Source organism: Streptomyces sp. NPDC047017, assembly GCF_040644175.1.
GTDB lineage: Bacteria > Actinomycetota > Actinomycetes > Streptomycetales > Streptomycetaceae > Streptomyces.
This window is the reverse complement of record NZ_JBEYVW010000017.1, coordinates 158289-180804: the sequence shown is the minus strand read 5'-3', so window position 1 is coordinate 180804 and position 22516 is coordinate 158289. Positions and strand designations below refer to the sequence as shown.

The 22516-nt window shown below is 70.1% G+C and carries 17 protein-coding genes, 5 pseudogenes and 1 riboswitch; of the genes and pseudogenes, 13 read left to right on the top strand and 9 right to left on the bottom strand.

Translation table 11 applies throughout. From position 1 onward, the window contains the following. Positions 1 to 63: 63 nt before the first annotated feature. On the bottom strand, positions 64 to 1107 hold the full coding sequence (locus ABZ858_RS27005) for a helix-turn-helix transcriptional regulator (protein ID WP_361383736.1): 1044 nt from the start codon (positions 1105 to 1107) through the stop codon (positions 64 to 66). A gap of 674 nt (positions 1108 to 1781) precedes the next feature. On the opposite strand from ABZ858_RS27005, the gene ABZ858_RS27000 reads away from it, so the two are divergent. The 8 genes and pseudogenes from ABZ858_RS27000 (at position 1782) to ABZ858_RS26965 (ending at position 10498) form a co-directional block, all read left to right on the top strand. After that, entirely contained in the window at positions 1782 to 2807 is a 1026-nt protein-coding gene (locus ABZ858_RS27000; protein WP_361383733.1) for an NAD-dependent epimerase/dehydratase family protein, read from the top strand. Positions 2808 to 2908: 101 nt separating this feature from the next. Continuing rightward, entirely contained in the window at positions 2909 to 3916 is a 1008-nt protein-coding gene (locus ABZ858_RS26995; RefSeq protein WP_361383730.1) for a UbiA prenyltransferase family protein, read from the top strand. Between the two features lie 54 nt (positions 3917 to 3970). Then, entirely contained in the window at positions 3971 to 5047 is a 1077-nt protein-coding gene (locus ABZ858_RS26990; protein WP_361383727.1) for a glycosyltransferase family A protein, read from the top strand. After that, positions 5044 to 6225 carry an endonuclease/exonuclease/phosphatase family protein gene (locus ABZ858_RS26985; RefSeq protein ID WP_361383724.1) on the top strand — a complete coding sequence of 394 codons (1182 nt, stop codon included), beginning with the start codon at positions 5044 to 5046 and terminating at the stop codon, positions 6223 to 6225. Before ABZ858_RS26990 ends, ABZ858_RS26985 begins: the two co-directional genes overlap by 4 nt. Before the next feature lie 78 nt (positions 6226 to 6303). Further along, positions 6304 to 7326: a glycosyltransferase family 2 protein gene (locus tag ABZ858_RS26980; RefSeq protein WP_361383721.1), complete on the top strand. Its 1023-nt coding sequence runs from the start codon at positions 6304 to 6306 to the stop codon at positions 7324 to 7326. After that, a complete protein-coding gene (locus tag ABZ858_RS26975) occupies positions 7323 to 8324 on the top strand; it encodes a hypothetical protein (protein WP_361383718.1) in 1002 nt (333 codons plus the stop codon). The genes ABZ858_RS26980 and ABZ858_RS26975 overlap by 4 nt, the downstream gene beginning before the upstream one ends. Positions 8325 to 8384: 60 nt before the next feature. After that, positions 8385 to 9269: pseudogene (locus ABZ858_RS26970) on the top strand (UTP--glucose-1-phosphate uridylyltransferase); the annotation flags it as partial. A 251-nt stretch (positions 9270 to 9520) separates the two neighbouring features. After that, positions 9521 to 10498 (top strand): aldo/keto reductase, encoded by a 978-nt coding sequence (locus ABZ858_RS26965; protein WP_361383715.1) that lies wholly within the window; start codon positions 9521 to 9523, stop codon positions 10496 to 10498. A gap of 75 nt (positions 10499 to 10573) precedes the next feature. On the opposite strand, the pseudogene ABZ858_RS26960 reads toward ABZ858_RS26965, so the two are convergent. The 5 genes and pseudogenes from ABZ858_RS26960 to ABZ858_RS26940 all read right to left on the bottom strand — a co-directional run. Further along, positions 10574 to 10795 (bottom strand): annotated as a pseudogene (locus ABZ858_RS26960) (IS1380 family transposase); the annotation flags it as partial. 334 nt (positions 10796 to 11129) lie between these two features. Beyond that, positions 11130 to 12566, bottom strand: coding sequence for a GH1 family beta-glucosidase (locus ABZ858_RS26955; RefSeq protein ID WP_361383712.1), 1437 nt, complete (start codon positions 12564 to 12566; stop codon positions 11130 to 11132). A gap of 96 nt (positions 12567 to 12662) precedes the next feature. Beyond that, positions 12663 to 13568, bottom strand: coding sequence for a carbohydrate ABC transporter permease (locus ABZ858_RS26950; RefSeq protein WP_361383709.1), 906 nt, complete (start codon positions 13566 to 13568; stop codon positions 12663 to 12665). Between the two features lie 10 nt (positions 13569 to 13578). Continuing rightward, positions 13579 to 14589, bottom strand: coding sequence for a sugar ABC transporter permease (locus ABZ858_RS26945; RefSeq protein WP_361383785.1), 1011 nt, complete (start codon positions 14587 to 14589; stop codon positions 13579 to 13581). Positions 14590 to 14594: 5 nt separating this feature from the next. Next, positions 14595 to 15920: an extracellular solute-binding protein gene (locus ABZ858_RS26940; protein WP_361383706.1), complete on the bottom strand. Its 1326-nt coding sequence runs from the start codon at positions 15918 to 15920 to the stop codon at positions 14595 to 14597. A 413-nt stretch (positions 15921 to 16333) separates the two neighbouring features. Here ABZ858_RS26940 and ABZ858_RS26935 point away from each other — a divergent pair, with 413 nt between their 5' ends. Then, positions 16334 to 17389, top strand: coding sequence for a LacI family DNA-binding transcriptional regulator (locus ABZ858_RS26935; protein ID WP_361383703.1), 1056 nt, complete (start codon positions 16334 to 16336; stop codon positions 17387 to 17389). Positions 17390 to 17584: 195 nt separating this feature from the next. Here the strand turns inward: ABZ858_RS26935 and ABZ858_RS26930 are convergent. The 3 genes and pseudogenes from ABZ858_RS26930 to ABZ858_RS26920 all read right to left on the bottom strand — a co-directional run. Further along, positions 17585 to 18088, bottom strand: a pseudogene (locus ABZ858_RS26930) (transposase family protein); the annotation flags it as partial. 187 nt (positions 18089 to 18275) lie between these two features. After that, positions 18276 to 19154: an MBL fold metallo-hydrolase gene (locus ABZ858_RS26925; RefSeq protein ID WP_361383700.1), complete on the bottom strand. Its 879-nt coding sequence runs from the start codon at positions 19152 to 19154 to the stop codon at positions 18276 to 18278. An 11-nt stretch (positions 19155 to 19165) separates the two neighbouring features. Next, positions 19166 to 19237, bottom strand: a riboswitch (guanidine-III (ykkC-III) riboswitch). 117 nt (positions 19238 to 19354) lie between these two features. Continuing rightward, a pseudogene (locus tag ABZ858_RS26920) lies at positions 19355 to 19890 on the bottom strand (hypothetical protein). On the opposite strand from ABZ858_RS26920, the gene ABZ858_RS26915 reads away from it, so the two are divergent. The 4 genes and pseudogenes from ABZ858_RS26915 to ABZ858_RS26900 all read left to right on the top strand — a co-directional run bounded on the left by ABZ858_RS26915 (position 19879) and on the right by ABZ858_RS26900 (position 22463). Next, on the top strand, positions 19879 to 20154 hold the full coding sequence (locus ABZ858_RS26915; RefSeq protein ID WP_361383782.1) for a YrhB domain-containing protein: 276 nt from the start codon (positions 19879 to 19881) through the stop codon (positions 20152 to 20154). The pseudogene ABZ858_RS26920 and the gene ABZ858_RS26915 overlap by 12 nt on opposite strands. A gap of 467 nt (positions 20155 to 20621) precedes the next feature. Beyond that, on the top strand, positions 20622 to 21629 hold the full coding sequence (locus ABZ858_RS26910) for an NAD(P)/FAD-dependent oxidoreductase (RefSeq protein WP_361383697.1): 1008 nt from the start codon (positions 20622 to 20624) through the stop codon (positions 21627 to 21629). 356 nt (positions 21630 to 21985) lie between these two features. Further along, positions 21986 to 22131: pseudogene (locus tag ABZ858_RS26905) on the top strand ((2Fe-2S) ferredoxin domain-containing protein); the annotation flags it as partial. After that, the gene (locus tag ABZ858_RS26900; RefSeq protein ID WP_361383780.1) at positions 22122 to 22463 is read left to right on the top strand and encodes a transposase; all 342 of its coding nucleotides are present in this window, start codon (positions 22122 to 22124) and stop codon (positions 22461 to 22463) included. The pseudogene ABZ858_RS26905 and the gene ABZ858_RS26900, both read left to right, overlap by 10 nt. The last annotated feature ends 53 nt before the right edge of the window (positions 22464 to 22516 follow it).

Below are 22516 nucleotides of genomic sequence, written 5' to 3'. Positions count from 1 at the left end.
CTCAACGCCTTGAGGCCGCCCCCGCCCAGCACCGCGTCACCCCCGCCGTAGCCGATCAGCCCCTCATTCCGACGGTGTTTCCAGGGCTTCCGCATCAACGAATTCACGGATCACGAACCCGGCCTGGAAACGCGTCTCGGAATCAAAACGCTGCATAATCTCGGATATGTGCTTCCGGCAGGTGCGCAGTGATATCGCGAGGCGCCGCGCGATCATGTCGTCGCGCATACCGTCAGCCAGCATCCTGATGATCGACCGCTGAATACCATCAGCCACAGCGCTGTTTTCCACGCTTGACCGGAAAGGCGTTCCGTGGGTCCAGGCCACGTCGAACACGCGGCAGAGGAAACGCACTGCCAAAGGCTGGGTCACCACGGTCGCACCCTCCGCCGCCTCCTCGTCCTCCAGGAAGGCGACAGAGCGGTCGAAGGCGATGAAACGGGGCGGCAGATCCGCCAGGGTGCGCACCTGCGCGCCGTGGCCCACCGCCTTCTCCACGTACGCCTGGGTGGGCTTGTCCCGCCGGGCCGCGTGCTGGTAGAGCACCTTCATGCGCACGCCCCGGCCCAGCATCGACAGGTCGCGGCCGATCGCTTCCTCCAGCAGTTCCGCCGGCCGCCCGCCGCCGGGCTGGCAGGTCAACACCTCCTCCACGCAGGCTGAAGCGGCTTCTTCGATCAGCTCGTTGACCGTGCCGGTGTCCGGGATGCGCAGCGGTCCGTCGCCGTTCCCGCCCTCCATGGTGAGCGTCTGGAACACCGCCCGCAGCCCGGCCACACCCCGCCGTGCCGCCCTGACGGAGTCCAGCGCCTCCCGCAGCGAGTGCTCCATGCCGCCGGAGAGCAGCCCGAAGGACAGCTCGACGGGGACCGCCTCCATCCGCTCGTCCGGGGCCCCGGCGGGAACGCCCGCACGGCCGACGGCACGCAGCAGATGAAGAGATCGTAAATTCTTCAGTACCTCCTCCGCCTCCTCCACCGGAATACCGAGTTCCCGAGCCGCGTCCCGCCCATCAATGCCACCTCTGCGTCGGGCCCGCTCGTATACCTGCGCCTCGATCCGCTCCAGTTCTCCGTCCTGAAAATCTGGCATCGACATATTTGCCATTCCGTGAGGGAATTTGCTGCATGCATCAAGATGCAGCCAGGATCACTGTACAGTCACCTGGGACGGAAACGATGATCCATAGGACATCGGTCGATCAAAGGGTCCCCCCAATGTGTGTTCCCTGCCGTCTGCAGAGCGAATTCCCTGACTCACACGACACCGCCTGGGGCGGCCGGCCGGGAGGCAGTCCCCGGCCCGGTGCCGCACCGGCAACCGGCCAGTAGCCCGGACCGCACGCGCCCGGAGCGCCCGTGCCGCGCTCCGTCCCGGCGCCGTCAGCGCCCCCGGCGACTGACCGTTGCACCGACCAGTGAACAGCGCGACACGGACGTGCCCCGCGGACCCTCCGCCCGGGCCCTTCGCAACGATGCGAGCGCCGCCACCCCGGGCAGGTTCCAGCCGGTCGGCGTGGGCAGACCCCGCCGCGACGTCCGCCCTTTCCTGCGCGGCGGGCGCGAGGAGCAGCCTCCCCCACGGCAACGAGGCCGTGCCTGCGCGAGGCTCCCGGACTGCCGCTGCCCGCATACGACACACTCCCCCACGAAGAGGTGTTGCATGTCCCGCTTGTACGGTTCCCTGATCCCGGTCCGAAGCCGGCGGAGTACCCCTCGGACCGCCGGACACCTGTCCACCACCCGCACCGCCCCGGCCGGCGCGCGGTGAGCCGCGTCGTCGTGACCGGGGCCGCCGGGATGCTCGGCACCGCCCTGGTCGACCGCTTCGTCCGGGACGGCCGTCAGGTCGTCGGCCTGGACCTGGTTCCGCCCGCCGCCGCCCACCCGGACGTGGAGTGGATCGAGGGCGACATCCGCGACCCCGCCGCCGTCGGCAAGGCGGTACGGGGGGCCGAACTGGTCCTGCACAGCGCGACCGCGCTGCCCACCTATGCCGAGCACGAGATCCGCTCCATCAACGTGGACGGCGCGCGTACCTTGCTCACCGGGTGCCGGGACGCGGACGTGCCCCGCGTCATCCACCTGTCCTCCGCCGCCGTGTACGGCGTGCCCAGGACCGTGCCGACGCCGGAGGCGCACCCGCGGCAGCCCTGTGACCCCTACAGCCGCTCCAAGGCTGCGGCGGAGGAGGTCGTGGCCGAGTTCCGCGCGCAAGGCATGGTGATACCGGCGTTGCGCGCCAAGACCTTCGTCGGCCCGGGCAGGCTAGGCCTGTTCGCCATGCTCTTCGAATGGGCGGACGAAGGCCACCACTTCCCCCTGCTTGGCGGCGGTGACGTGCGCTCCCAGATGCTCGACGTGGACGACTTGGTCGACGCGGTCGCCGCCGCCGCGGCCCACCCCGACGACAACGCAGTCAACACCGCGTTCAACATCGCCGCCACCGAGTTCCGCACGCTGCGCCAGGATTTCCAGTCCGTGCTCGACACGGCGGGCCACGGCAAGCGCGTGGTCGCCCTCCCGACCACACCCGCCGTGGCCGTGCTCAAGGTGCTCAGCCGCACAGGCCTGTCCCCCGTCTACGGCAGGCTGCTGCAGAAGCTCCAGGTGGACAGTTACGTATCCACTGAGCGCGCGGCCGAGGTGCTCGGCTTCCGTCCCCGGTACTCCAACCGCGAGGCACTGCTGCGAACCTTCGACTGGTGGCGGCGCGAGCACGCCCGCAGCCACGGCGCCCCGACCGGGCGGACCAGCCGTGCGCCCTGGAAGCAGGGCGCCCTCTCCCTCGGCAAGGCGCTGTTCTGATGGCACCCGGCCGCCGCGGGTGCCCTCCGGCGCCGCGCCCGCCGACGCCTCCTCCCTCCCGGACCACCGTTCACGACGCGCCTCCCACTCCTAGGAGAGCCATGTCCGCTGCGGATTCCGCCCCCCGCCTCTCCCCCACCGAGGGCGCCGCACCCTCACAGCTCACCGTCGCCCCGCCGGCGGGCGCCGTCTGCGCACCGCCCGCGCCGCACCTGCTGCCGCCCGCCCCCCTGCCGTACCGGCGGGGAACGGTACGCGCCTTCGTCGCGCTCGCCCGGCCCAAGCACTGGGTGAAGAACATTTTCGTCATCGCCCTGCCGGTGCTGCTCACCGGGCAGGTGACCCCGTCCGCGCTGCGTGCCGTGGGCGTCGCGGTCGCCCTGTTCATCACCGCCTCGGTGAGCGTGTACGTGCTCAACGACCTGGTGGACCGCGAACGCGACCGGCTGCACCCCGTCAAGCGTCACCGCCCCCTCGCGGCGGGCGAGTTGAGCGCCGGTTCCGCCTGCGCGGCGCTCGGTGTGCTGGTCGCCGTGCTGGCCGCCGGGGTGCTGCTCGGCGGCGTGGACCGGTACTGGCCCGTGCCGGTCTACCTCGCCCTCAACGTCGCCTACAGCTTCCACCTCAAGCACCTGCCGATCGTCGACGTGTTCGCCCTTGCCGGCGGGTTCGTGCTGCGGGCCGCCGAGGGTTACCTGGCGCCCGGCCTGACGCCGTCCGCCTGGCTGCTGATGTGCGTCTTCACTCTCTGCCTGGTGCTCGCCCTGGGCAAGCGCCGACGCGAACTGGGCGAGAGCGGCAGCGCGCACCGCCCGGCGCTGACCGGCTACACGACCCAACTGCTCGACTACATGGTGGTGGTCAGCGCCAGTCTGTCGGTGATGATCTACGTCGTCCATCTCTTCGTCCCACCGTCCCACCCGGCCGCGGTCGCGCTGATCCTGGTGACGGTGCCGTGCGCGATCTTCGCGCTGTTCCGCTACCTCCAGGCCGTCCTCGTCCACGGCGGTGGCGGCGACCCGGTCCGGCTGCTGCTCAGCGACCGGGTGCTGATGGCCGTGGGACTGCTGTGGGCCGTACTGATCGTGCTGCTGCCCGCCCCGGCATGACGCCGACAGGCCGTCCGCACCGCACCGACCACCGCTTCTGAGAAAGGCACCACCATGTCCGGCGCACCGCTGGTGTCCGTGATCATCCCGAACTACAACTACAGCCGCACTCTGGGCCTGTCCATCCGCTCCGCGCTCGAACAGGACTATCCGAACAAGGAGATCATCGTCGTCGACGACTGCAGTACCGACGATTCCCTGGCCACCGCCCGGACGATCTCCGGCATCACCGTGCTGAGTACGCCGGCCAACGGCGGCTCCGCAGTCGCCCGCAACCTCGGCGTCGAGCACGCCGCCGGCGAGATCCTGATGTTCCTCGACTCCGACGTCGCCCTCGCCCAGGGCGCGATCACCGAGGCGGTGGAGCAGCTGCTGGCCGACCCGGAGCTGGGAGCGGTCTGCGGCATGTACGAACCCGAACCGCTCATCCGCGACAGCCTGGTGGAGGAGGCCCGCTGCCTCCAGGCCTACTACTGGCGCTACGACTCCGAGGGTTCGGTCAGCTTCCTCATCTCCGCCATCTGCGCGATGCGCGCCGAGATCTTCCACGAGATCGGCGGCTTCAACCCGCAGCTGCGGCAGACCGAGGAGGTCGACTTCGGCGAGCGGCTGTCCCAACGCCACGAGATACGGCTGACCAACCGCATGCGCGGCGCGCACGACGACGACCACGAACTGTTCGCCCTGATCCGCAAAATGTTCGTGCGGGGCCGGTTGCGCGTCCCGCTGTACGCCCAGCGCAAGCGGCACGCCGAGGGGTTCGAGACCATGGCACGGTCCTGGGCCGCGCTGCTCGGCCTGGTCGCCGTCCTGCTGCTGTGCGCGCCGCTGCTGCTCGGGCCACTCGGCTGGCTGTTGCCTGCCGCGGCGTTCACCGCTGTCGTCCTCTGCGACTTCGGCATGTACGCCTTCGTCGCGCGGCGCAAGGGCCTGCTGTTCCTGCCCGCGTTCTTCGGTGTGCTGCTGGTCTTCAACGTCACCGTGGCCACCGCCGTCCTCTTCGGCGTGGCGCACTGGCTGCTCTCCCCGAAGTTCCGCCGGCTCTACGAGCGTGAGCCGCGCGCCGGCAGCGCCGACCCGGCGCCGCGGCGCGAGGCGAAGGACAAGACCCGTGGGGTGGTCCTGCCGTGACCGAGTACCTCACCACCGGCCGCGGCCCGACGGCCGCCGCCCGCCCCCCAGCCGGCCCGCAGCGGCCGTCCGGTCCCGACGCCGACCCCGACCGCCCCGGACCGATCCGGCGTACCGCCCGGCTGCTCGGCCGGGTGCGGTGGCTGTGGGCGGCGACCTGGTTCTGGCTGGCCCTGACCCTGATCCACCTGGTGCTGTCGGGCCGCTGGTGGCCGATGCTCATACCGGATCTGGCGCCGCCGCTGGTGTACACGGCCGTGCCGCTGCTGCTGGTGGCGGCCGCTGTCGTCGGCCGGCTGCGGCGGGCCGCGCCCCCGCACCGGGTCACCTGGACGACCGTGGCCGGCGCCGTCGTCGCACTCGTCCTCGGCTGGAACTCCTCCGGGGTGCAGTGGGGCGTGCTCTTCCACGACTCCGCCTCGGGCACCCCCGATCTGCGGGTCGTCTCCTGGAACACCCGGTTCTGGGGCGGCGACACCGACCGGGCGGTGTTCTACCGCACCATCCGGGAGCGAAGGGCGGACGTCTACCTCCTGCAGGAATACATCACCACGCACGACAACGGGGCGACGGCCGAGCCCGTCGACGAACTCGCCCAACTGCGGAAGAACTTCCCCGGTTACCACATCATCGTCCGCGGCGAGCTGGTCACCCTCTCCCGGCTGCCCGTCGTGTCCGCGCACAGCGTCGGTCCCGGCGCCGGCGTGGAGCACGGGCAGGCGCCGTGGCAGACCGAGTTCGACAGGGAGAAGGTGCTGCGCACCGACGTCCGGGTCGGCGGACACACCGTGTCGCTGTACAACGTGCACGTCCCGGTCCAGATCAACATGGGCGTCAGCCCGCTGGGCAGCCGACTGTACCGGATGATGCACGCCAACGAACGTGCGCGCAAGGCCCAGTTCGAGGGTCTGACGGACGACCTGCGTGCCAACGCCCTGCCCACCGTGGTGGCCGGTGACTTCAACACCAGCCCGGTCATGGGGGACCTGCGCACCCTGCGCGGCCGGATGCGGGACGCCGCCGACGCCGGGGACAGCCTCTTTCCGGCCTCCTGGGGCCACCTGTGGCGGCTCGACTGGGCCTTCCTCAGCGGCTCCATCGCAGCCGACCACTACCGCATCGACCCGATGGACGGGATCTCCGACCACCGGGCGCAGATCATGTCGTTCACCCTCTGACGGCCCGGCCGGACGGCGCCCCCCTGTCCGGCCGCCGTCCCGCGGCTCGTGGACCGCTGAACCGAAAGGCCCAGCCTCGTGCAACCCACCGTCTCGGTCGTCATCCCCAACTACAACTACGCCAAGACCCTGCGGCTCTGTCTGAAGTCCGTCTTCGACCAGGGATATCCTCTGCACGAGGTGATCGTGGCCGACGACAACAGCACGGACACCTCGCGGGAGATCGCCTCCGAGTTCCCCTGCACCGTGCTGCACCTCAACCCCAACGGCGGGGTGTCCGCCGCCCGCAACGCCGCCGTGGCGGCCAGCAGCGGCGACATCCTGTTCTTTCTGGACTCCGACGAGACCATCGCGCCGGACGCCGTGGCGGAAGCCGTACGCCTCCTCACCGAGGACCCCGGACTCGGCTGTGTACACGGCGTCTTCGCTCCGGAACCGCTCATCGACGACGGCCCCGTCGAGTGGTATCGCACCCTGCACGCCCACCACTGGCGCACCAAAGCGCTGGGCGAGACCTCCACCGTCATCTTCGTCGCCACCGCGATGCCGCGCAGCGTCTTCGACGAGGTCGGAGGCTTCGACACGCTCCTGCGCGACGCGGAGGACGTGGAGTACAGCGACCGGCTCTCCGCCAAGTACCGCATCTTGCTGACCGACCGGATCGTCGCCCGGCACGACGAGGAATCGAGGATGGGCCGCATGCTGCGCGAGTCCTTCCGACGCTCGCAGTTCCTGGTGCCGTTCGGCGCCGCGCACCGCCGCAAGGAGGGCGCGCTGCGGGTCAACACCACCGGCGGTGTCGCCACGGCGATGTTCACCCTGGTGACGCTGCCGCTGGTCGCCGCGGGTCCCTGGTGGGCGCTGGCGCCGCTCGCGGCACTGACCGGCTTCGTCTTCTCCGATCCCGGGCTGCTCGGCGTGGTGCGCCGCCACCGTGGGCCCGGCTTCTTGCCCTTCTTCCTGCTGTGCCACCTGCTCGTCAACATGACCATCGGTCTGGGGGCCCTCTGGGGTGTCGTACGGATGGTCTTCACTGACTTCGGCACCCCGACGGCACGCCGCCGGCCGGAGCCGGCCAGGTTGGGCGGTGAGACCGGATGACCTCGCTGTCCCGCCGCCGGGCCCTGCGGGCCGTCGTCATGACCGCGTTCGTGGTCGCCGCCGGCTACGGCATGTACCGGGCGTTGGGCGACTCCACCGACGGGGTCGCCGATTTCCTGGCCCGCGGCGACGCACCCGCCGTGCTCGCCGGCGCCGCCGCGCTCGACCTGGCCGGGCTGGCCCTCGGCATGGCGGCCTGGCGCAGTCTGCTCAGCGGTCTGGGCCATCCGCTCGGCGCCGGGCCCACGATGCGGATCTACGGCGCCGCGATGCTGGGCAAGTACCTGCCCGGCCCGTTCTGGAGCGGTCTGGCCAGCGTCCACACCGGGCGGGCCAGCGGTGTGCCCGCGGCCCGCATGATCGCCGCGTACGCGCTGAACTCGGCGTTGGTGCTGCTGACCGCGGGGGTGGTGGGCATCGCCGCGGCACCGGCCGTCCTGGACCACTCCGCTGTCGTGCTCGTCCTCGGGCTCGCGCTGCTCGGCGTACTGCTGTACCGGCCCCGGCTGGTGCGGTGGCTGGCCGGTGCGATAGCCCGGGTGCTGCGCAGGCCACCGCCCGTGGCCCCGCTCGCGGAGGGGCTGCTGCGCCGCTCGATCGCCGTGCAGGTGGTGTCCTGGGCGGTCGGCGGCCTTCATCTGGTACTGATCGTGGCCGTCCTGAGCGGCCCGCTGGACGTCCACACCGTACTGCTGTGCGTGGGCGGATTCGCTCTGGCCTCCGCTGCCGGGATGCTCGTACTGGTGGTCCCGGACGGCGCCGGGGTCCGCGAGGTCGTGCTGACCCTGGCACTCGCTCCCGTCCTGACCGCCCAACAGACCGTGACGGCCGTCGTCGTCAGCCGGCTGGCGTGCACCCTCGCTGAGGTCTCCGGTTCGCTCGCCGGACTCGGCGCCGCGGCGCTGCTGGCACGCCGTGGACCGCGGCCGGCCCCGGACGGCCCTGACTGCCCTGACCGCACCGCGGGCCGGGCGCCCTCGGCCCCCTCCGAGGTCTGAGCCGGGCACGTCTCCCCTCTGTCCCTCCTCCCCCTCCCCTCCCCCACGAGAGAGGTACGCATGTTCGCGCATCCCCCTGTCACCAAGGCCGTCATCCCGGCCGCCGGCCTCGGTACCCGGTTCCTGCCGATGACCAAGTCCACTCCGAAGGAGATGCTGCCTGTCGTCGACAAGCCGGCCATTCAGTATGTCGTCGAGGAGGCCGCCGCCGCGGACATCGCCGACGTGCTGGTGATCACCGGCCGCAACAAACACTCCCTGGAGGACCACTTCGACCACAACTTCGAACTCGAGTCCGTCCTCGCGCAGCGCGGTGACCGTGACAAACTCGCCAAGGTCCGCGCCAGTAGCGAACTCGGCACCCTGCACTACGTCCGGCAGAAGTCGCCCCGCGGCCTGGGCCACGCGGTGCTCTGCGCTCGCTCCCACATCGGTGACGAGCCCTTCGCGGTCCTCCTCGGCGACGACCTCATCGACCCCCGGGACGCCCTGCTGCGCCGGATGCTCGACGTGCGGCAGGCCATGGGCGGCAGCGTCATCGCCCTCATGGAGGTCGATCCCGCCCAGACGCACCTGTACGGCTGCGCCCGGATCGCCGGGGCCGACGGCGGCGACGTCGTGCGCGTTTCCGGCCTGGTGGAGAAGCCACCGCCCGGCACCCAGCCCAGCAACTACGCGGTCATCGGCCGCTATGTGCTCCAGCCCGAGATCTTCGGCGTACTGGAGTGGCTGGGCCCCGGGCACGGCGGCGAGATCCAGTTGACGGACGCCCTGGAGACGCTGGCGGTCGGCGGCTCCGTGCACGGCGTGGTCTTCTCCGGCCGCCGCTACGACACCGGCGACCGCCACGACTACCTGCGCTCGGTGGTGCAACTCGCGTGCGATCATTCAGAGTTGGGACCGGAGTTCAGTGAATGGCTGACCTCCTACGTCACCTCCCGCATGATCGAGCCGAGCCTGGCCGGGACGCAGGCGGCCCACGTGCCGACCCGGGCGCCGCTCCCGGGGCTGTCGGCCGGCCCTCTCTCCGCCACCGGCCGTGGCCGATAGCGCTCCCCGCGCGGCGCGTTCCCCCGCGCTGTGTTGCGCCCGCCCCACCGGCCATGCTTCCCTGCCCACTACATCCATCCGACACCTCGTCCCCCATTCTTCCGTGCTGCCCGCCACCAGGGTGTCCCCACGTGTTTGGAGCCAAGATGACGCAAGCGCACCGCCTGATCGGTGACACCGCCATCCCACCCCTGGGCATGGGGTGCTGGGCCATCGGCGGTCCTTTCCGGGCCGGTGACACCCCGGTCGGCTGGGGCGAAGTGGACGACGCGGAGTCCACCCGGGCGGTGCGCCGAGCCGTGGACCTGGGCATCCGCTTCTTCGACACCTCCGACGTCTACGGCACCGGGCACAGCGAGCGCATCCTGGGCGCGGCCCTGACCGGTCGCCGCGACGAGGTGCTGATCGCCACCAAGTGGGGCAACGTCTTCGACGAGGGCAGCCGCCGGATCACGGGCGAGGATCCGAGCCCGGCTCATGCCCGGCGTGCTGTCGAGGCGTCGTTGACCCGGCTCGGCACCGACCGCATCGACCTCTACCAGTGGCATCTGGGCGGCGCCTCCGCCGAGCAGGCGCAGGAGATGCAGGGCGCGCTGGAGGACCTGGTCGCGGCGGGCAAGATCCGCCACTACGGGTGGAGCACCGACGACCCGGCCCTGCCCACCGCCCTGGCCGGGCCCCATTTCGCCGCCGTTCAGCACGAGTTGAACGTGCTGAACGACGCGCCGGACATGCTCCGCCTGGTCGCCGAGCACCATTGGGCCAGCGTCAACCGCAGCCCGCTGGCCATGGGGCTGCTCAGCGAGAAGTACACCGGTGGCACCCGCCTCGCCCAAGACGACGTACGGGGCGACCAGGCGCCGCCGTGGATGCGGTACTTCGCCGACGGCGCCCCGGCCGGCGAATGGCTCAAGCGCCGTGACGCCGCGCGCGAGATCCTCACCTCGGGCGGACGCTCCTTGGTCCAAGGCGCCCTGGCGTGGATCTGGGCGCGCAGTCCGCACACGGTGCCCATCCCCGGCTTCCGCACCGTCGCACAGGTCGAGGAGAACGCCGGCGCCCTCGGCCGGGCGCCGCTGACCGCCGGTGAGCTGAGCGAGATCGACGCCCTGCTGGGCCGCTGAGCCGGGGCACCGGCCCGGTCACGGGCCGGCGGGGGCAGTACGTGCCGGCCTCGCCGGTGTCGACGGGCCACCGCAAGCGGTGGGCGTGGAGGCGACCGGGCCGGACACACCTGCCTGGTCCCGCAGCACGGCCAGATCCGCTATCGCCTCACCACCGTCGGCGAGCATCACCGCCAGGTCGGTGGCGATCCGGCCCGGATCACGCCCGGTCCCACGCGGCCGAAGCGACCTGGGAGCGGCAGGGTACGCGGCGGTCAGCCCGGTGGCACCAGCGAGATCCGCCGGCAACCGTACCCCCCCCCTCCGCCTGGACCGAAAGAGTCCCGCAGCAAGGTTCATCGTCCCAGGTCAGGAAGACACTTTCGCGTTTCCGCCCCGCCAGCCGCCGAACCCGACGAAACGGCGAGGTCGGGCTCTTTCATTTCCTCTGGGCCGCAGAGGGCAACAGTGAGGAGAACGAGGAGCTGGTCGGCCGCGGGGTGCGCGACCGAGTGGTACTGGTCACCGGCTGGTGCCCTCCCGGTGCCGCCTCCGACCACGCCGCGCAGCAACCGGTCCTCGCCACGCCCAAGGCAACCTGACCGGCGGGGGGCTGGAGGGCGGCCGCCGATCGTCTCCCCAGAACACCGGATCACACCGCCGGCGCCGCCGGAACCTCCGGCAGTGCCCCTGTGCGAGCCGCCTCCCCGTACCAGCGGGCGCTCGACTTGGGAGTTCGCTCCAGCGTCGCGTAGTCGACGTGCACCATGCCGAACCGCTTGGCATAGCCGTACGCCCACTCGAAGTTGTCCATCAGCGACCACAGGTAATATCCGCGGACGTCCGCACCGTCGGTGATCGCCCGGTGCACCGCCACCAGATGGCCGTGCAGATAGGCGATGCGCTCCGGGTCGTGCACCCGGCCGCCGGCGTCCACCTCGTCCTCGTAGGCCGCGCCGTTCTCCGTGATGTACAGCGGCAGCCCCGGAGCCTCCTGCACGTACCGCATGATCAGTTCGTGCAGGCCGTCCGGATCGACCGTCCAGCCCATCTCGGTCCGCTCACCCGGTGCCTGGTGGAACGCCACGTCGTCCGCCCCGGGCCACGGCGAGAAGGGACTCGCCCCGTGGCCGTCGGCGCGCGGGCCGTCCGGTACCCCGTCCGCCGCCGACACCAGCATGGGCGTGTAGTAGTTGAGCCCGAGCGCGTCCAGCGGCTGCTGGATCGTGCGCAGATCACCGTCGAGGACGTACGACCAGTCGGTGACCGTCGAGGTGGCCGCCAGTAGGGTCGCCGGATACGTCCCGTGCAGCATCGGATCGTGGAAGACGCCGTTGGCCAGGTCGTCGATCCGCCGGGCCGCGTCCAGATCGGCGGGGCTGTGCGACAGCGGCCGTACCACCGACGAGTTGAGGCTGACGGCCACCTGGTTGCGGGTGGGCATCACAGAGCGCAGGGCCGACGTGCCCAGACCATGCGCCAGGTTGAGGTGGTGCGCGGCGCGCAGCGCTGCCACCGGGTCGGTACGGCCGGGGGCGTGCACCCCGGAGCCGTAACCGAGGAAGGCGCTGCACCAGGGCTCGTTGAGGGTGATCCACTGCTCGACGCGGTCGCCCAGCGCTTCGCCGACGAGCTGAGCGTACTCGGCGAAGCGCAGGGCCGTGTCCCGCTCCGGCCAGCCGCCCGCGTCCTCCAGCTCCTGCGGCAGGTCCCAGTGGTAGAGCGTGACCGCGGGCTTGATGCCGTGCGCGAGCAACTCGTCCACCAGGCGGCGGTAGAAGTCCAGGCCCACCTGGACGGCGGGGCCGCGGCCGGTCGGCTGCACCCGGGGCCAGGAGACCGAGAAGCGGTACGCGTTCAGGCCCAGCTCCGCCATCAGCGCCACGTCGTCGCGGTAGCGGTGGTAATGGTCGACAGCGATGTCACCGTCGTCGCCGTCGGCGGTCTTGCCCGGCGTATGGCTGAAGGTGTCCCAGATCGAAGGGGTGCGGCCGTTCTCCCGTGCCGCCCCCTCGATCTGGTACGCGGAGGTCGCGGCGCCCCAGACGAACGCGGGGGGAAAGGTCGCCGGCTGTGCGGCATCGGACATGGAAGCGCTCCCATGGGGTCGTGGAATCCGAGGACAGGATGGGGATACGAGGAGTCGGGCCGGGGCGGAGCTGCCCCGGCCCGGACGAGGCGCGGCTCAGCCCTTGACCGCGCCCTGCATGATGCCGCCCACGATCTGCTTGCCGAAGATCGCGAAGACCAGCAGCAACGGCACCGTACCGAGCAGCGCACCCGCCATGATCAGGGACTGGTCGGGGGTGAAGCCTCGGCCCAGCCCCGCGATGGCGACCTGCACGGTCGGATTGCCGTTCTGGGACAGCACCAGGAACGGCCACAGGAAGTCGTTCCACGCCTGCACGAACATCAGCATGCCGAGCACGGCCATCGCCGGCCGCGCCGCCGGGAACACCACGTGCCACACCACGCGCCAGCTGCTCGCGCCGTCCACCCGTGCCGCCTCGATCAGCTCGTCCGGGAGCGCCTGCAGCAGGTACTGCCGCATGAAGAACACACCGAACGCGCTCACCAGTGACGGCAGGATCACCGCCTGCAGCTGGTCGGACCAGTTCAGCTTCGCCACCATCATGTACAGCGGGATGATGCTGAGCTGCGGCGGCACCATCATGGTGCCGATCACCACCAGCATCAGTGCGTTACGGCCCCGGAAGCGCAGCTTGGCGAAGGCGAACCCGGCGATGGTGGAAAGGAACACGATGGTCGCCGCCGACACCCCCGCCACGATGGTGGTGTTGAGGAAGGCCTTGCCGAGATCGGCGTCCGACCAGGCCACCTTGAGGTTGTGCATCAGGTTCGAGCCGAACCAGAACGGCGGCGGAGTCTGCGCCAGCCGGTTGTTGTCGCGGGACGCGGCGATCGCCGTCCACACCAGCGGGAACAGCGAACCGATGGTGAACAGCACCAGAACCGCATACGCGACGGGACCGGCGTACGACTGGCCGCCGGCCCGCCCGGCCTTGGTCCGCCGTACCCGCGCCGCCTTGGGTGGCGCCTCGCCGGTAGGGTTCGTCAGGGTCGTCGTCACGCTGGTTCTCCTAACTGCTGGCGCGCAGCCGGCGCGAGATGACGTAGTTGACGAGCCCGATCACAATGAGGATCAGGAACATCGTCCAGGCGATCGCGGAGGCCCGGCCCAGGTGCTGGTTGACCCAGCCCTGCTCGTACAGGTACAGCCCGAGGGTCTGGAACTGGTGGTTCGTGCCGCCGGACGCGCCCTTGATGGAGTCGAACATCAGCGGCTCGCCGAACAGCTGGCTCGCGCCGATGGTGGACACCACGGCGGTGAACAGGATGGTCGGCCGCAGCTGGGGCAGCGTCACGTGGAAGAACTGCTGCCAGCGGTTGGCGCCGTCCAGCGCCGCCGACTCGTACAGGTCCTGAGGGATCGCCTGCATCGCCGCCAGGTAGATCAGCGCGTTGTAGCCGGTCCAGCGCCAGATGACCACGGACGAGACCGCTGTCTGCGAGGACCACTTGTCGTTCTGCCAGTCGATCTTGTCGATGCCGACGAAGTGCAGCGCCCAGTTGATCACGCCGTAGTCACGGCCGAACAGCAGCACGAAGACCAGGGAGGCCGCGGCGATCGAGGTGGCGTACGGCGCGAGCATCGCGACCCGGAAGAAGGTGGAGCCGCGCAGCTTGTAGTTGAGCAGGTGGGCGAGTCCCATCGCCATCAGCAGCTGCGGGACCGTGGAGATGATGCCGATGGTCAGGGTGTTCCTCGCCGCGTTCCAGAAGAACTCGTCGCCGAAGATCCTGGTGTAGTTGTGCAGGCCCGCCCACTGCATGTCGGTGGGCGCGGTCAGTTCCACCGTGTGCAGCGAGGCCCAGCCGGTGTAGATCAGCGGGAACAGGCCGAACGCGGCGAAGAGCAGGAAGAACGGGGAGACGAAGGCGTACGGGCTCCAGCGCATGTCCCGCTGCCAGCGCCGGGACAGCCGTGACCGGCGCTTCTCCTGCGTCGGTGCGTCGGGTGCCGCAGGCCCGCGGGCGGGGGCCGCGCCCCTGTCCTGAACAGCGGGCGCGGCGGTGTCGTGCCGGGACATACCGGTCACTTCTCCAGGTTGTTGTCGATCGTCTTGGTGGCCGTCTTCCATGCCTCTTCGGGAGACGTGCCCTTGGTCACGAGGATCACTCCGTTGTCACCCAGGCCGGCCCCGATGATCTGGTCCTTCGGGCCGATGGGCTGGAGCGGGATGGCCTTGGCGGCGTCGGCGAAGATAGTGCCGATCGGCGAGTCAGCGGTCATCGCGTTCTTGGCGTCCTTCACCTGGGGCAGGTCGTAGGCGGCCGGCGCGCTCGGGAAGCTGCCCTGGACGCTGAAGAGCTTGGCCTGCTGGGCCGGTGCGGTGAGCCAGGCGACGAGCTGCTCCGCCTCTTTCACGTGCTTGCCGCTCTTCGGCACGGTGAGGAAGGTGCCGCCCCAGTTGCCGGCCTGCGGAGCGGCGGCCACGTCCCACTTGCCGACGGCATCGGGCTTCGACTGGGCCTTGAGGTAGCCGAGCATCCACGGCGGGCATGCCATGGTGGCGAACTTGTTGTTGGCGATCGTCTGGTTCCAGGACGGCTGGAACTGGGTCTCCGAACCGACCAGTCCCTCCTGCGCGGCCTTGGCGGCCAGGTCGAAGCCGGCCTTGACGGCCGGGTTCGACTTGTAGACGACGTTGCCGGAGGAGTCGTAGAACTTCTCCTTCAGGCCGGAGAGGATCGCGCTGAGCAGACCGCCGGGGGAGTCCATGAAGTAGGTACCCGCGGGGGCCTTCTTCTTGTACTGCTCGCCGGCGGTGACGAGCTTGCTCCAGTCGCCCGCCCACAGCTTGCCGACCGCGTCCCGGTCGGTGGGCAGGCCGGCCTGCTGGAAGAGATCCTTGCGGTAGCAGATCGCCATCGGGCCGATGTCGGTGCCGAGGCCGATGGTCTGCCCGTCCTTGGTCATGGCCTGCTGCCACTTCCAGGCCAGCCAGCTGCTCTTGTTCACACCGGAGAGCTTGGAGAGATCCTCCAGCTTGCTCGCCTGGGTCTGCACGACCTCGGCGATGTTGCCGACCTCGACCGCCTGGACGTCCTGCAGTCCGCTGTTGGTGGTGAGGTGGTTGACCAGCGCGGGGTAGTAGTTCTCGTTCCGCTCGGTGACGTTCTCCGTGATCTTGATGTCGGGATGGAGCTTCTCGTACTCGGCGTACAGCCCGGCCTCCTTGAAGCCCTGCGTGCCGAAGAGACCCATACTGATCGTCGTCCTGCCGCTGCCGCCACCGCTGGTGTCGTCACTACCGCCACCACTGTCGTCGGCACAGCCGGCCAGCAACGCTCCGCCCAGCGACACGACGGCCGCCAGGACGACCGCCTTGCGTGAGGCGGTTCGGGTACGTGCTCGCATTTACGTCCTCCTGTTGCGCCCTGACGTGCCGACCCCCCGGCCAACTGCACTGCTGGGCCCGTCTGTTTCTCGCTGCGGCTCGGGCGGGGAACGTGCGGGAATTGTATGAGTCAGGTACTATGGGAGCGCTCCCATCAGCGATGTGTTGAAGAGTCGTCGGTTCGAGGCGGGGTGTCAAGAGGCGGACGCTGAGGGATGTGTTCAGTTATCCGGCTGTTAGCCAACCGGAGTCGATGACCTCAATGCGCCGGACGGCGCACGTCCGGCGAGTTCGGCGTGCCCGCATCCGCGGACGAGGCCGTTCGGGGCCGAAGCAGGGTCCGGGGCGGCGTCCCTGAGATCCGGCCGCCCCGGCACCCCGCACTGTTGGTTTCCAGGCCGGCACAGGAACGCCGGCAAGAAGGGCGGAGCCCATGGCAAGTCACGGAGCGAGGGGGCGCAGTGGCGGTCGGCCCACCCTCAGAGACGTCGCGGCCCAGGCCGGCGTGGGACGGGGTACGGCGTCGCGGGTGATCAACGGGTCACCGCGGGTCAGTGACGCCACCCGGGCCGCCGTCGAGGCCGCGATAGCGAAGCTCGGCTATGTCCCGAACACGGCCGCGCGCGCCCTCGCCGCCAACCGCACCGACGCCATCGCCTTGGTTGTCCCCGAGCCGGAGATCCGGTTCTTCGCGGAGCCGTACTTCTCCGACATGCTCAGCGGCATAGGCGCCGAACTCTCCGACAGTGAGGTGCAGTTGGTGCTGATCTTCGCGGGAAACGACCGCGAACGGCGTCGGCTGGCCCAGTACTTGGCCGCACAGCGGGTGGACGGGGTGCTGCTCGTGTCCGTGCACGCCGACGACCCGCTGCCGGACCTGGTGGCCCAGCTTCGGATCCCGGCCGTGATCAGCGGCCCGCGCTCGGCGACGGAGGCGCTGACCTCGGTGGACTCCGACAACTACGGCGGCGGCCGCTCGGCAGTCGAGCACCTGCTCGCCCGCGGCCGCCGGAAGATCGCGCACATCACCGGTCGCCTGGACGTGTATGGCGCCCGGCGCCGTCTCGGCGGCTACCGGGAAGCCCTGCTCGATGCCGGCCGCACCGCTGACGAACTCCTCGTCGAGAGCGGCTACTTCACCGAGGAGGGTGGCCGCCAGGCGATGAAGAGACTTCTTGAACGGGAACCCGGTCTCGACGCGGTCTTCGCCGGTTCGGACGTGATGGCGGCGGGCGCCCGCCAGGTGCTGCGCGAGGCAGGTCGACGTGTCCCCGACGACGTGGCGCTGGTCGGGTACGACGACTCGGCCATCGCCCGCCACATGGAACCGCCGCTCACCAGTGTTCGCCAGCCCATCGAGGAGATGGGCCGTGCGATGATCGATCTCCTCCTCACGGAGATCGCCGACCACCGCCCGGCCGCTTCCCGCGTAGGGGAACGTCGGCACGCGGTGCTGCGAACGGAACTGGTGCCCCGCGAGTCTTCCTAGCGCCCGGCCGCTGGTCGGCCGGGCGAAAGGCATGTGGCTCATCTCCCGCAGGGAAAGACCGTATCCCGGGGCCCGGTTGAGAACCACGGATGAGGACGGCATGCGGATCGCATGCTTCATGACCACCCTGGCGGCCGGCCGATCGCCACTCGATCTCGGTCTCGGTCTCGGGCTGCGGGCCCGGCGCCATGCGTCTTTCATCGTGTTCTGCTTCTTCTCGCCCGAGACGAACGCACGGCGTCCGCCACGGTTGGTCGGCGGCCTGCGGACCTGGACCTCGGTGGCGTCCAGCCGCAGCTCGATGCCCTCGGCCTGGGCATAAGCGAATACGTCCGCCAGGGTCCGCAGCCGCAGGCCGGGCCGGTCGGGGACCGCGCATCCTCGTTCGGCCAGGAGCTTGCGTATCTCTGCGATCGCGCGGGTGACGGTGGAGCGGTCGACATCGAACAACAGGGCAAGGACAGAGTGGGGGAGATCGTGTCGCAGGTGGATCAGCGTGACGACCAGCCGGTCGACGAACACGAGGCGATGCCGGGCACCTGCCCCCGCCTCGCGTTTCCTGGGCCCGCCACGTGTCTCGTGACGGCGTCCCTCGACCAGGACCTCCCAAGAAACGGCCAACTCCACGACCAAGCCGGCCAGATGCTGCCGGGAGATCCCTGTGAACAACTGATGCGCGAGGATGTTCCGGTTGATCATGATCGCCACGGGCTGGATCGTCCCACCCCCGCGCGATCACACCTCAACCACAATCACGCACCAGCTCGTAAGGCAACGGCGAACGGCCACACGTCACCGCACCACCCCGGCCGATCCGGCGACAGACCGGACCACACCTCGCTCGACGATCATTTCGTAGCGGCGAAGATCACCTCGCTGTGCAAGCTCAATCGCCTGGGCAGAGAACAAAGAGGGGGAAGGCGCGTCGCCTGGGCCGGTCGCCGCTCTCGTTGAGCGCGGCGCGGATTTCGTGCAGGTGGGCGGTTGTCATCTGGAGCGGGGGCTCGTCGGGCTGGTAGGTGGTGCGTATCGGGTAGTCCACGCCTGGATCGGTGGTCATCTCGATATGGCAGCCCAGGACGTGGGTGACCGGTCGACGTTCGGAGAACTCGATCAGTCGGTCGATGGTCCGGGCAAAGGCAGGCCAGTCCTGTATGTACAGTCGCCCAGGGTAGACCGTGTCACCAGTGAGCAGGAACCCGCTCCATGGGTCGTAGAACGTGACTGCTGCCTGGTGGTGCCCGGGGGTGGCCAGACACTCGAGCACGCGGTCTCCCAGATCGACCTGCGCCACGGTGGTGGGGTCCTCGTCGAATCCGAAATACTTCCAGGCGGTGGCGAGGTCTGCGCCGACCACTGTGGTGTCGGGGCGGTCGGTGAACTGGGCGTCCCCTGCGATGTGGTCGCCGTGGGGATGGGTGTGCAGCACCAGCAGGTGATACCTGTGCCGGGGGTGGCGGGCGAGCCAGTCCTCGACGAGTTCGTCAACCAGCCTTCGCAGGGGGAAAAGCTCTGCGGACGCGGTAGCGCCGGTGTCGATCAGCACTGCCTGGGCATCGCCGAAGAGCAGAAACAGGAACGGCGCCTCGTAGTTGATCGCCATGTTCTGTCTCAGGATGACCGTATGCTCGTCGAACGCGTAGACCTGGATGTCCGGGTCGGAGTTGTGCTTGGCCGATGGTGAGCCGTGGATCCAACGGACGTCCAACTCGCGAGGCGGGGGAACCGAGCCGGCGGAATCAGTAGAAGGTATGTCTACGTCCACGACGCCTCCTGAGTGCGTCGTCTTGGCGGGCCGGGTACGGCGCACATCTCGTCCGGGGCAGGCACGCACCTACGAGCCTCCGCAGCGACGCTATCACGACACTGAGCGGCTCCTCTTGGCCCTGCGTGGGTGCAGCGGCATCGCTCTGTGCTGGGCACCCTCAACGTGACCTTCACTGCGAGAGCCTGGAATGTCCTCATTCAGGTTGCTCGGGCACGCTTGCCGCCGCGGGGCCCGCAGTCCTGTCCGGCGAGGGTGACGTTATGCATCCGGGCGATGCCGAGCATGGCGTGATGGACGCCGTCGCCTTTGAGTCGACAGTCGCGGAGTATCTTCCAGGTCTTCGTGCGGGCGAAGACGTGCTCGCCCCGGGCGCCGCCGTCCGCGAACGTGGTGGTCTTGCCGACAGCGGCCTTGGCGCCGGACTCCTCCCACGCGTTGCAGTCGTTGCGGTTCGCGGCGAGTGGCCGACCGATCACGACGACCAGGCGGGGCGGGTGTCGGCGTCGAGGACGACTTGGTGGCTGGTGGAATACCGGTAGTTCTTCGACCACTCGGCGATGGTTTGTGCGCCAGTAGGCCGCCGCGACAGCAGGGTCCGGGCCGCAAGCGGAGGACTCCGCGGCCGACCCTTGCGAACGACATCCGCACCCTGGCGCCGCGGAACGGTCACCGGCTTCCCGAATTGCCTCGAACCCTCGTCGGACCGACAGACTGGAGGCGGATGCGGGAGCAGGACGAAGTCCTGCGGCTCGCGGTGGCGTTTCTCGCGTGCAGCCAGCGCGATGACGAGCCGCTTCTCGCCATCGACACTGAGCGAGTCCGCGAGAGCAACGGGCTCCTGATCGTGCCCTGCAACTCCGTGCAGTACCTCGCCTCGCGTGACGTGAGACAGCAACTGCTCGACTGCCGGCCCATCCTCGTCGACCTTGAACGCGGCGACGCACGGTCAGGAACCCTGGATGAACGCCACCTGTGGAGGACGACTCCGAGCACCTGACGAGGCTGCGGCTGTCCCGCAACCACAGTTGCGGGACAGCCCTTGGAGAACGGCCGGATGGTGGAATTCGGTACATGGGGTGAACTCCTCCGTGCGGGCGGGGCGTTCTCCCGAGTGCTGACCCGGTGAGTATCTGAAGGTTCCCCGGCGGACGACGACGGGTCCGTGAAGCGGTGCGCGGTGCTGCCCCGGCCGCCCCCGGGGGGCGATGTCGGCAAGCCGGTGATGTCACGACGTGAGGGGGACATATCTCCGGGTTGCCGACGGCACGTCGCGCCCTTCGACTGCCGTACGGGATCTTGGCGGAAGCCGGTGGCCGGGCGGCGCCGTAGCTGCGCTCACCGCCGGCACGGCTCGTTCGGCGACTGCCCCGGCACGGGCCGGCTCCCTCGACGCGTCCCGGTAACGGCAACAAAAATTGTCTGGGGCGACAGGTCGCCCGCACTCTGGCGGAGGAGGTGATCGCCATGACCGGCGCACACAACGAGACCCAGAACCGAACCTCGTACGATGTCATCGTGATAGGCGGTGGAGCGGGCGGGCTGAATGCCGCGCTCGTGCTCGCACGGGCCCGTCGCCCGGTCGCCGTCGTCGACGCCGGGGAGCCGCGCAACGCGCCCGCGGCCCACATGCACAGCTTCCTCTCCCGTGATGGTGTGCCCCCGCTCACCGTGCTTGAGACCGGCCGCGCGGAGGTTGCCCGCTACGGGGCGGCGCTGGTCAGGGGTAGGGTCGACGAGGTAGCGCCCGGCGCGGACGGCCGGTATCTGGTGCGGCTGGACGGAGGCGCGACGCTCACCGCCCGCCACGTCGTGCTCGCCACGGGCCTGCGCGACACGCTGCCGGAGATCCCCGGCGTACAGGCCATGTGGGGCAAGGACGTGCACTTCTGCCCGTACTGCCACGGTTATGAGGTCCGCGACCGGCCCATCGTGGTGCTGGGCGTCCACCCGGCCTCCGCCGGGCAGGCGCTGCTGCTGCGCCAGTGGTCGCGCGACGTGCAGTACGTGGCGCACGACCGGCCGCTCACCGATGAGGAGCGCGAGCGCATGGACGCCCGCGGGATCAACGTGTTCGACGGGCCCGTGGCCACCCTGCTGCACGAGGAGGGGCGCCTGCGAGCGGTGGAGCTGGCCGACGGGCGCACGCTGGAGTGCTCAGCGGCGTTCCTGTTCCCCGAGATGACGCCCAACGACGCGGCCTTCGAGGGCCTCGGCTGCGAGCAGGACGAGCAGGGCTGGCTGGTCACCGACCGGGCGGGCCGCACCAGCGTGCCCGGCCTTTGGGCGGTGGGCAACGTGGTCGACCCGCGCGCCCAGGCCGTAAGCGCGGCCGGCATGGGGGCTGCGGCGGCCTTTGCGCTCAACCACGACCTGGTGGACGAGGAGATCGAGCGGGACCTCGCCGCGCACCGGGCGCGCACCCGCGCCGACCGGTCGTCCAAGGCGCACGGCGAACCGGCGCCGGCGGCCTGACACGTACCGGTCGGGCATCTGTCCTGTCACCCCTACGACCTGCGGCCTGCGGCCTTCTCCTGACCTGCCCAGATCCCTGCGCGACTGACGCGATCGGCCGCAAGGGGCAGCCACCGGCGGTGCTATGGGGCCGTGGGAACACAGGTGAGCGTGGTACGTCACGGCCGGGGCGGTCGCAGGCGCGCCTGCGGCCGGTGTGCGCAACGGGGGGGGAGCGGGTGTGGCGGTCGCGGCGCCGGCCCCGGGCGGGCCCGCGCCTGCTGGCCGTCGCGTTGCGGGACGGCCGGGTCCGGACGTATGGCGTGCCGTCATGGACCGCGCTCTGAACCGGTCCCTGGTCCGGGCGGCGGCTCCCCTTGCCCGGCACGCTCGTCGCGTGTCGGGCTGCTGCTGCGGCAATCCGCGCAAGCATCAAGGCACCGAGCGTGCCTGGCAGTTGGAGCGGCTGCGAGCCGATGAAGCGGAAGGCGGCTCCCAGGTCCGTACGACGGACTGTCTCGGCTCTTACGGCTTCACCTGCTGCGGAACTCCTTCCGCTGTGCCGCCCGGCAGGACCGGGACAAGGCCACCAGGCTCATCGAGTCCGGCTGCGCCGCCCCCGCCGCGGCGGCCGCCCTGGACCGGTTCGCCCAGTTCGCCGACGTCCGGGGCAGGAAGTATCCAGCGGTCGTAAAGCTGCGGGAGAATGCCCGGGCAGAGTTCGCTCCCCTCCTGCGGTTCGGCACCGGGATCCGCCGCATCGTCTGCACCACCATGCGATCGAGTCGGTCAACATCCGCATTCGCCGGGTGGCCAAGGACCGCGGCCGTTTCCCCGACGAGCAAGCCGCCCTGAAGTGCGCCTACATGGCAATCATGTCCCTCGACACCACTGGCAAGGGACAGGCC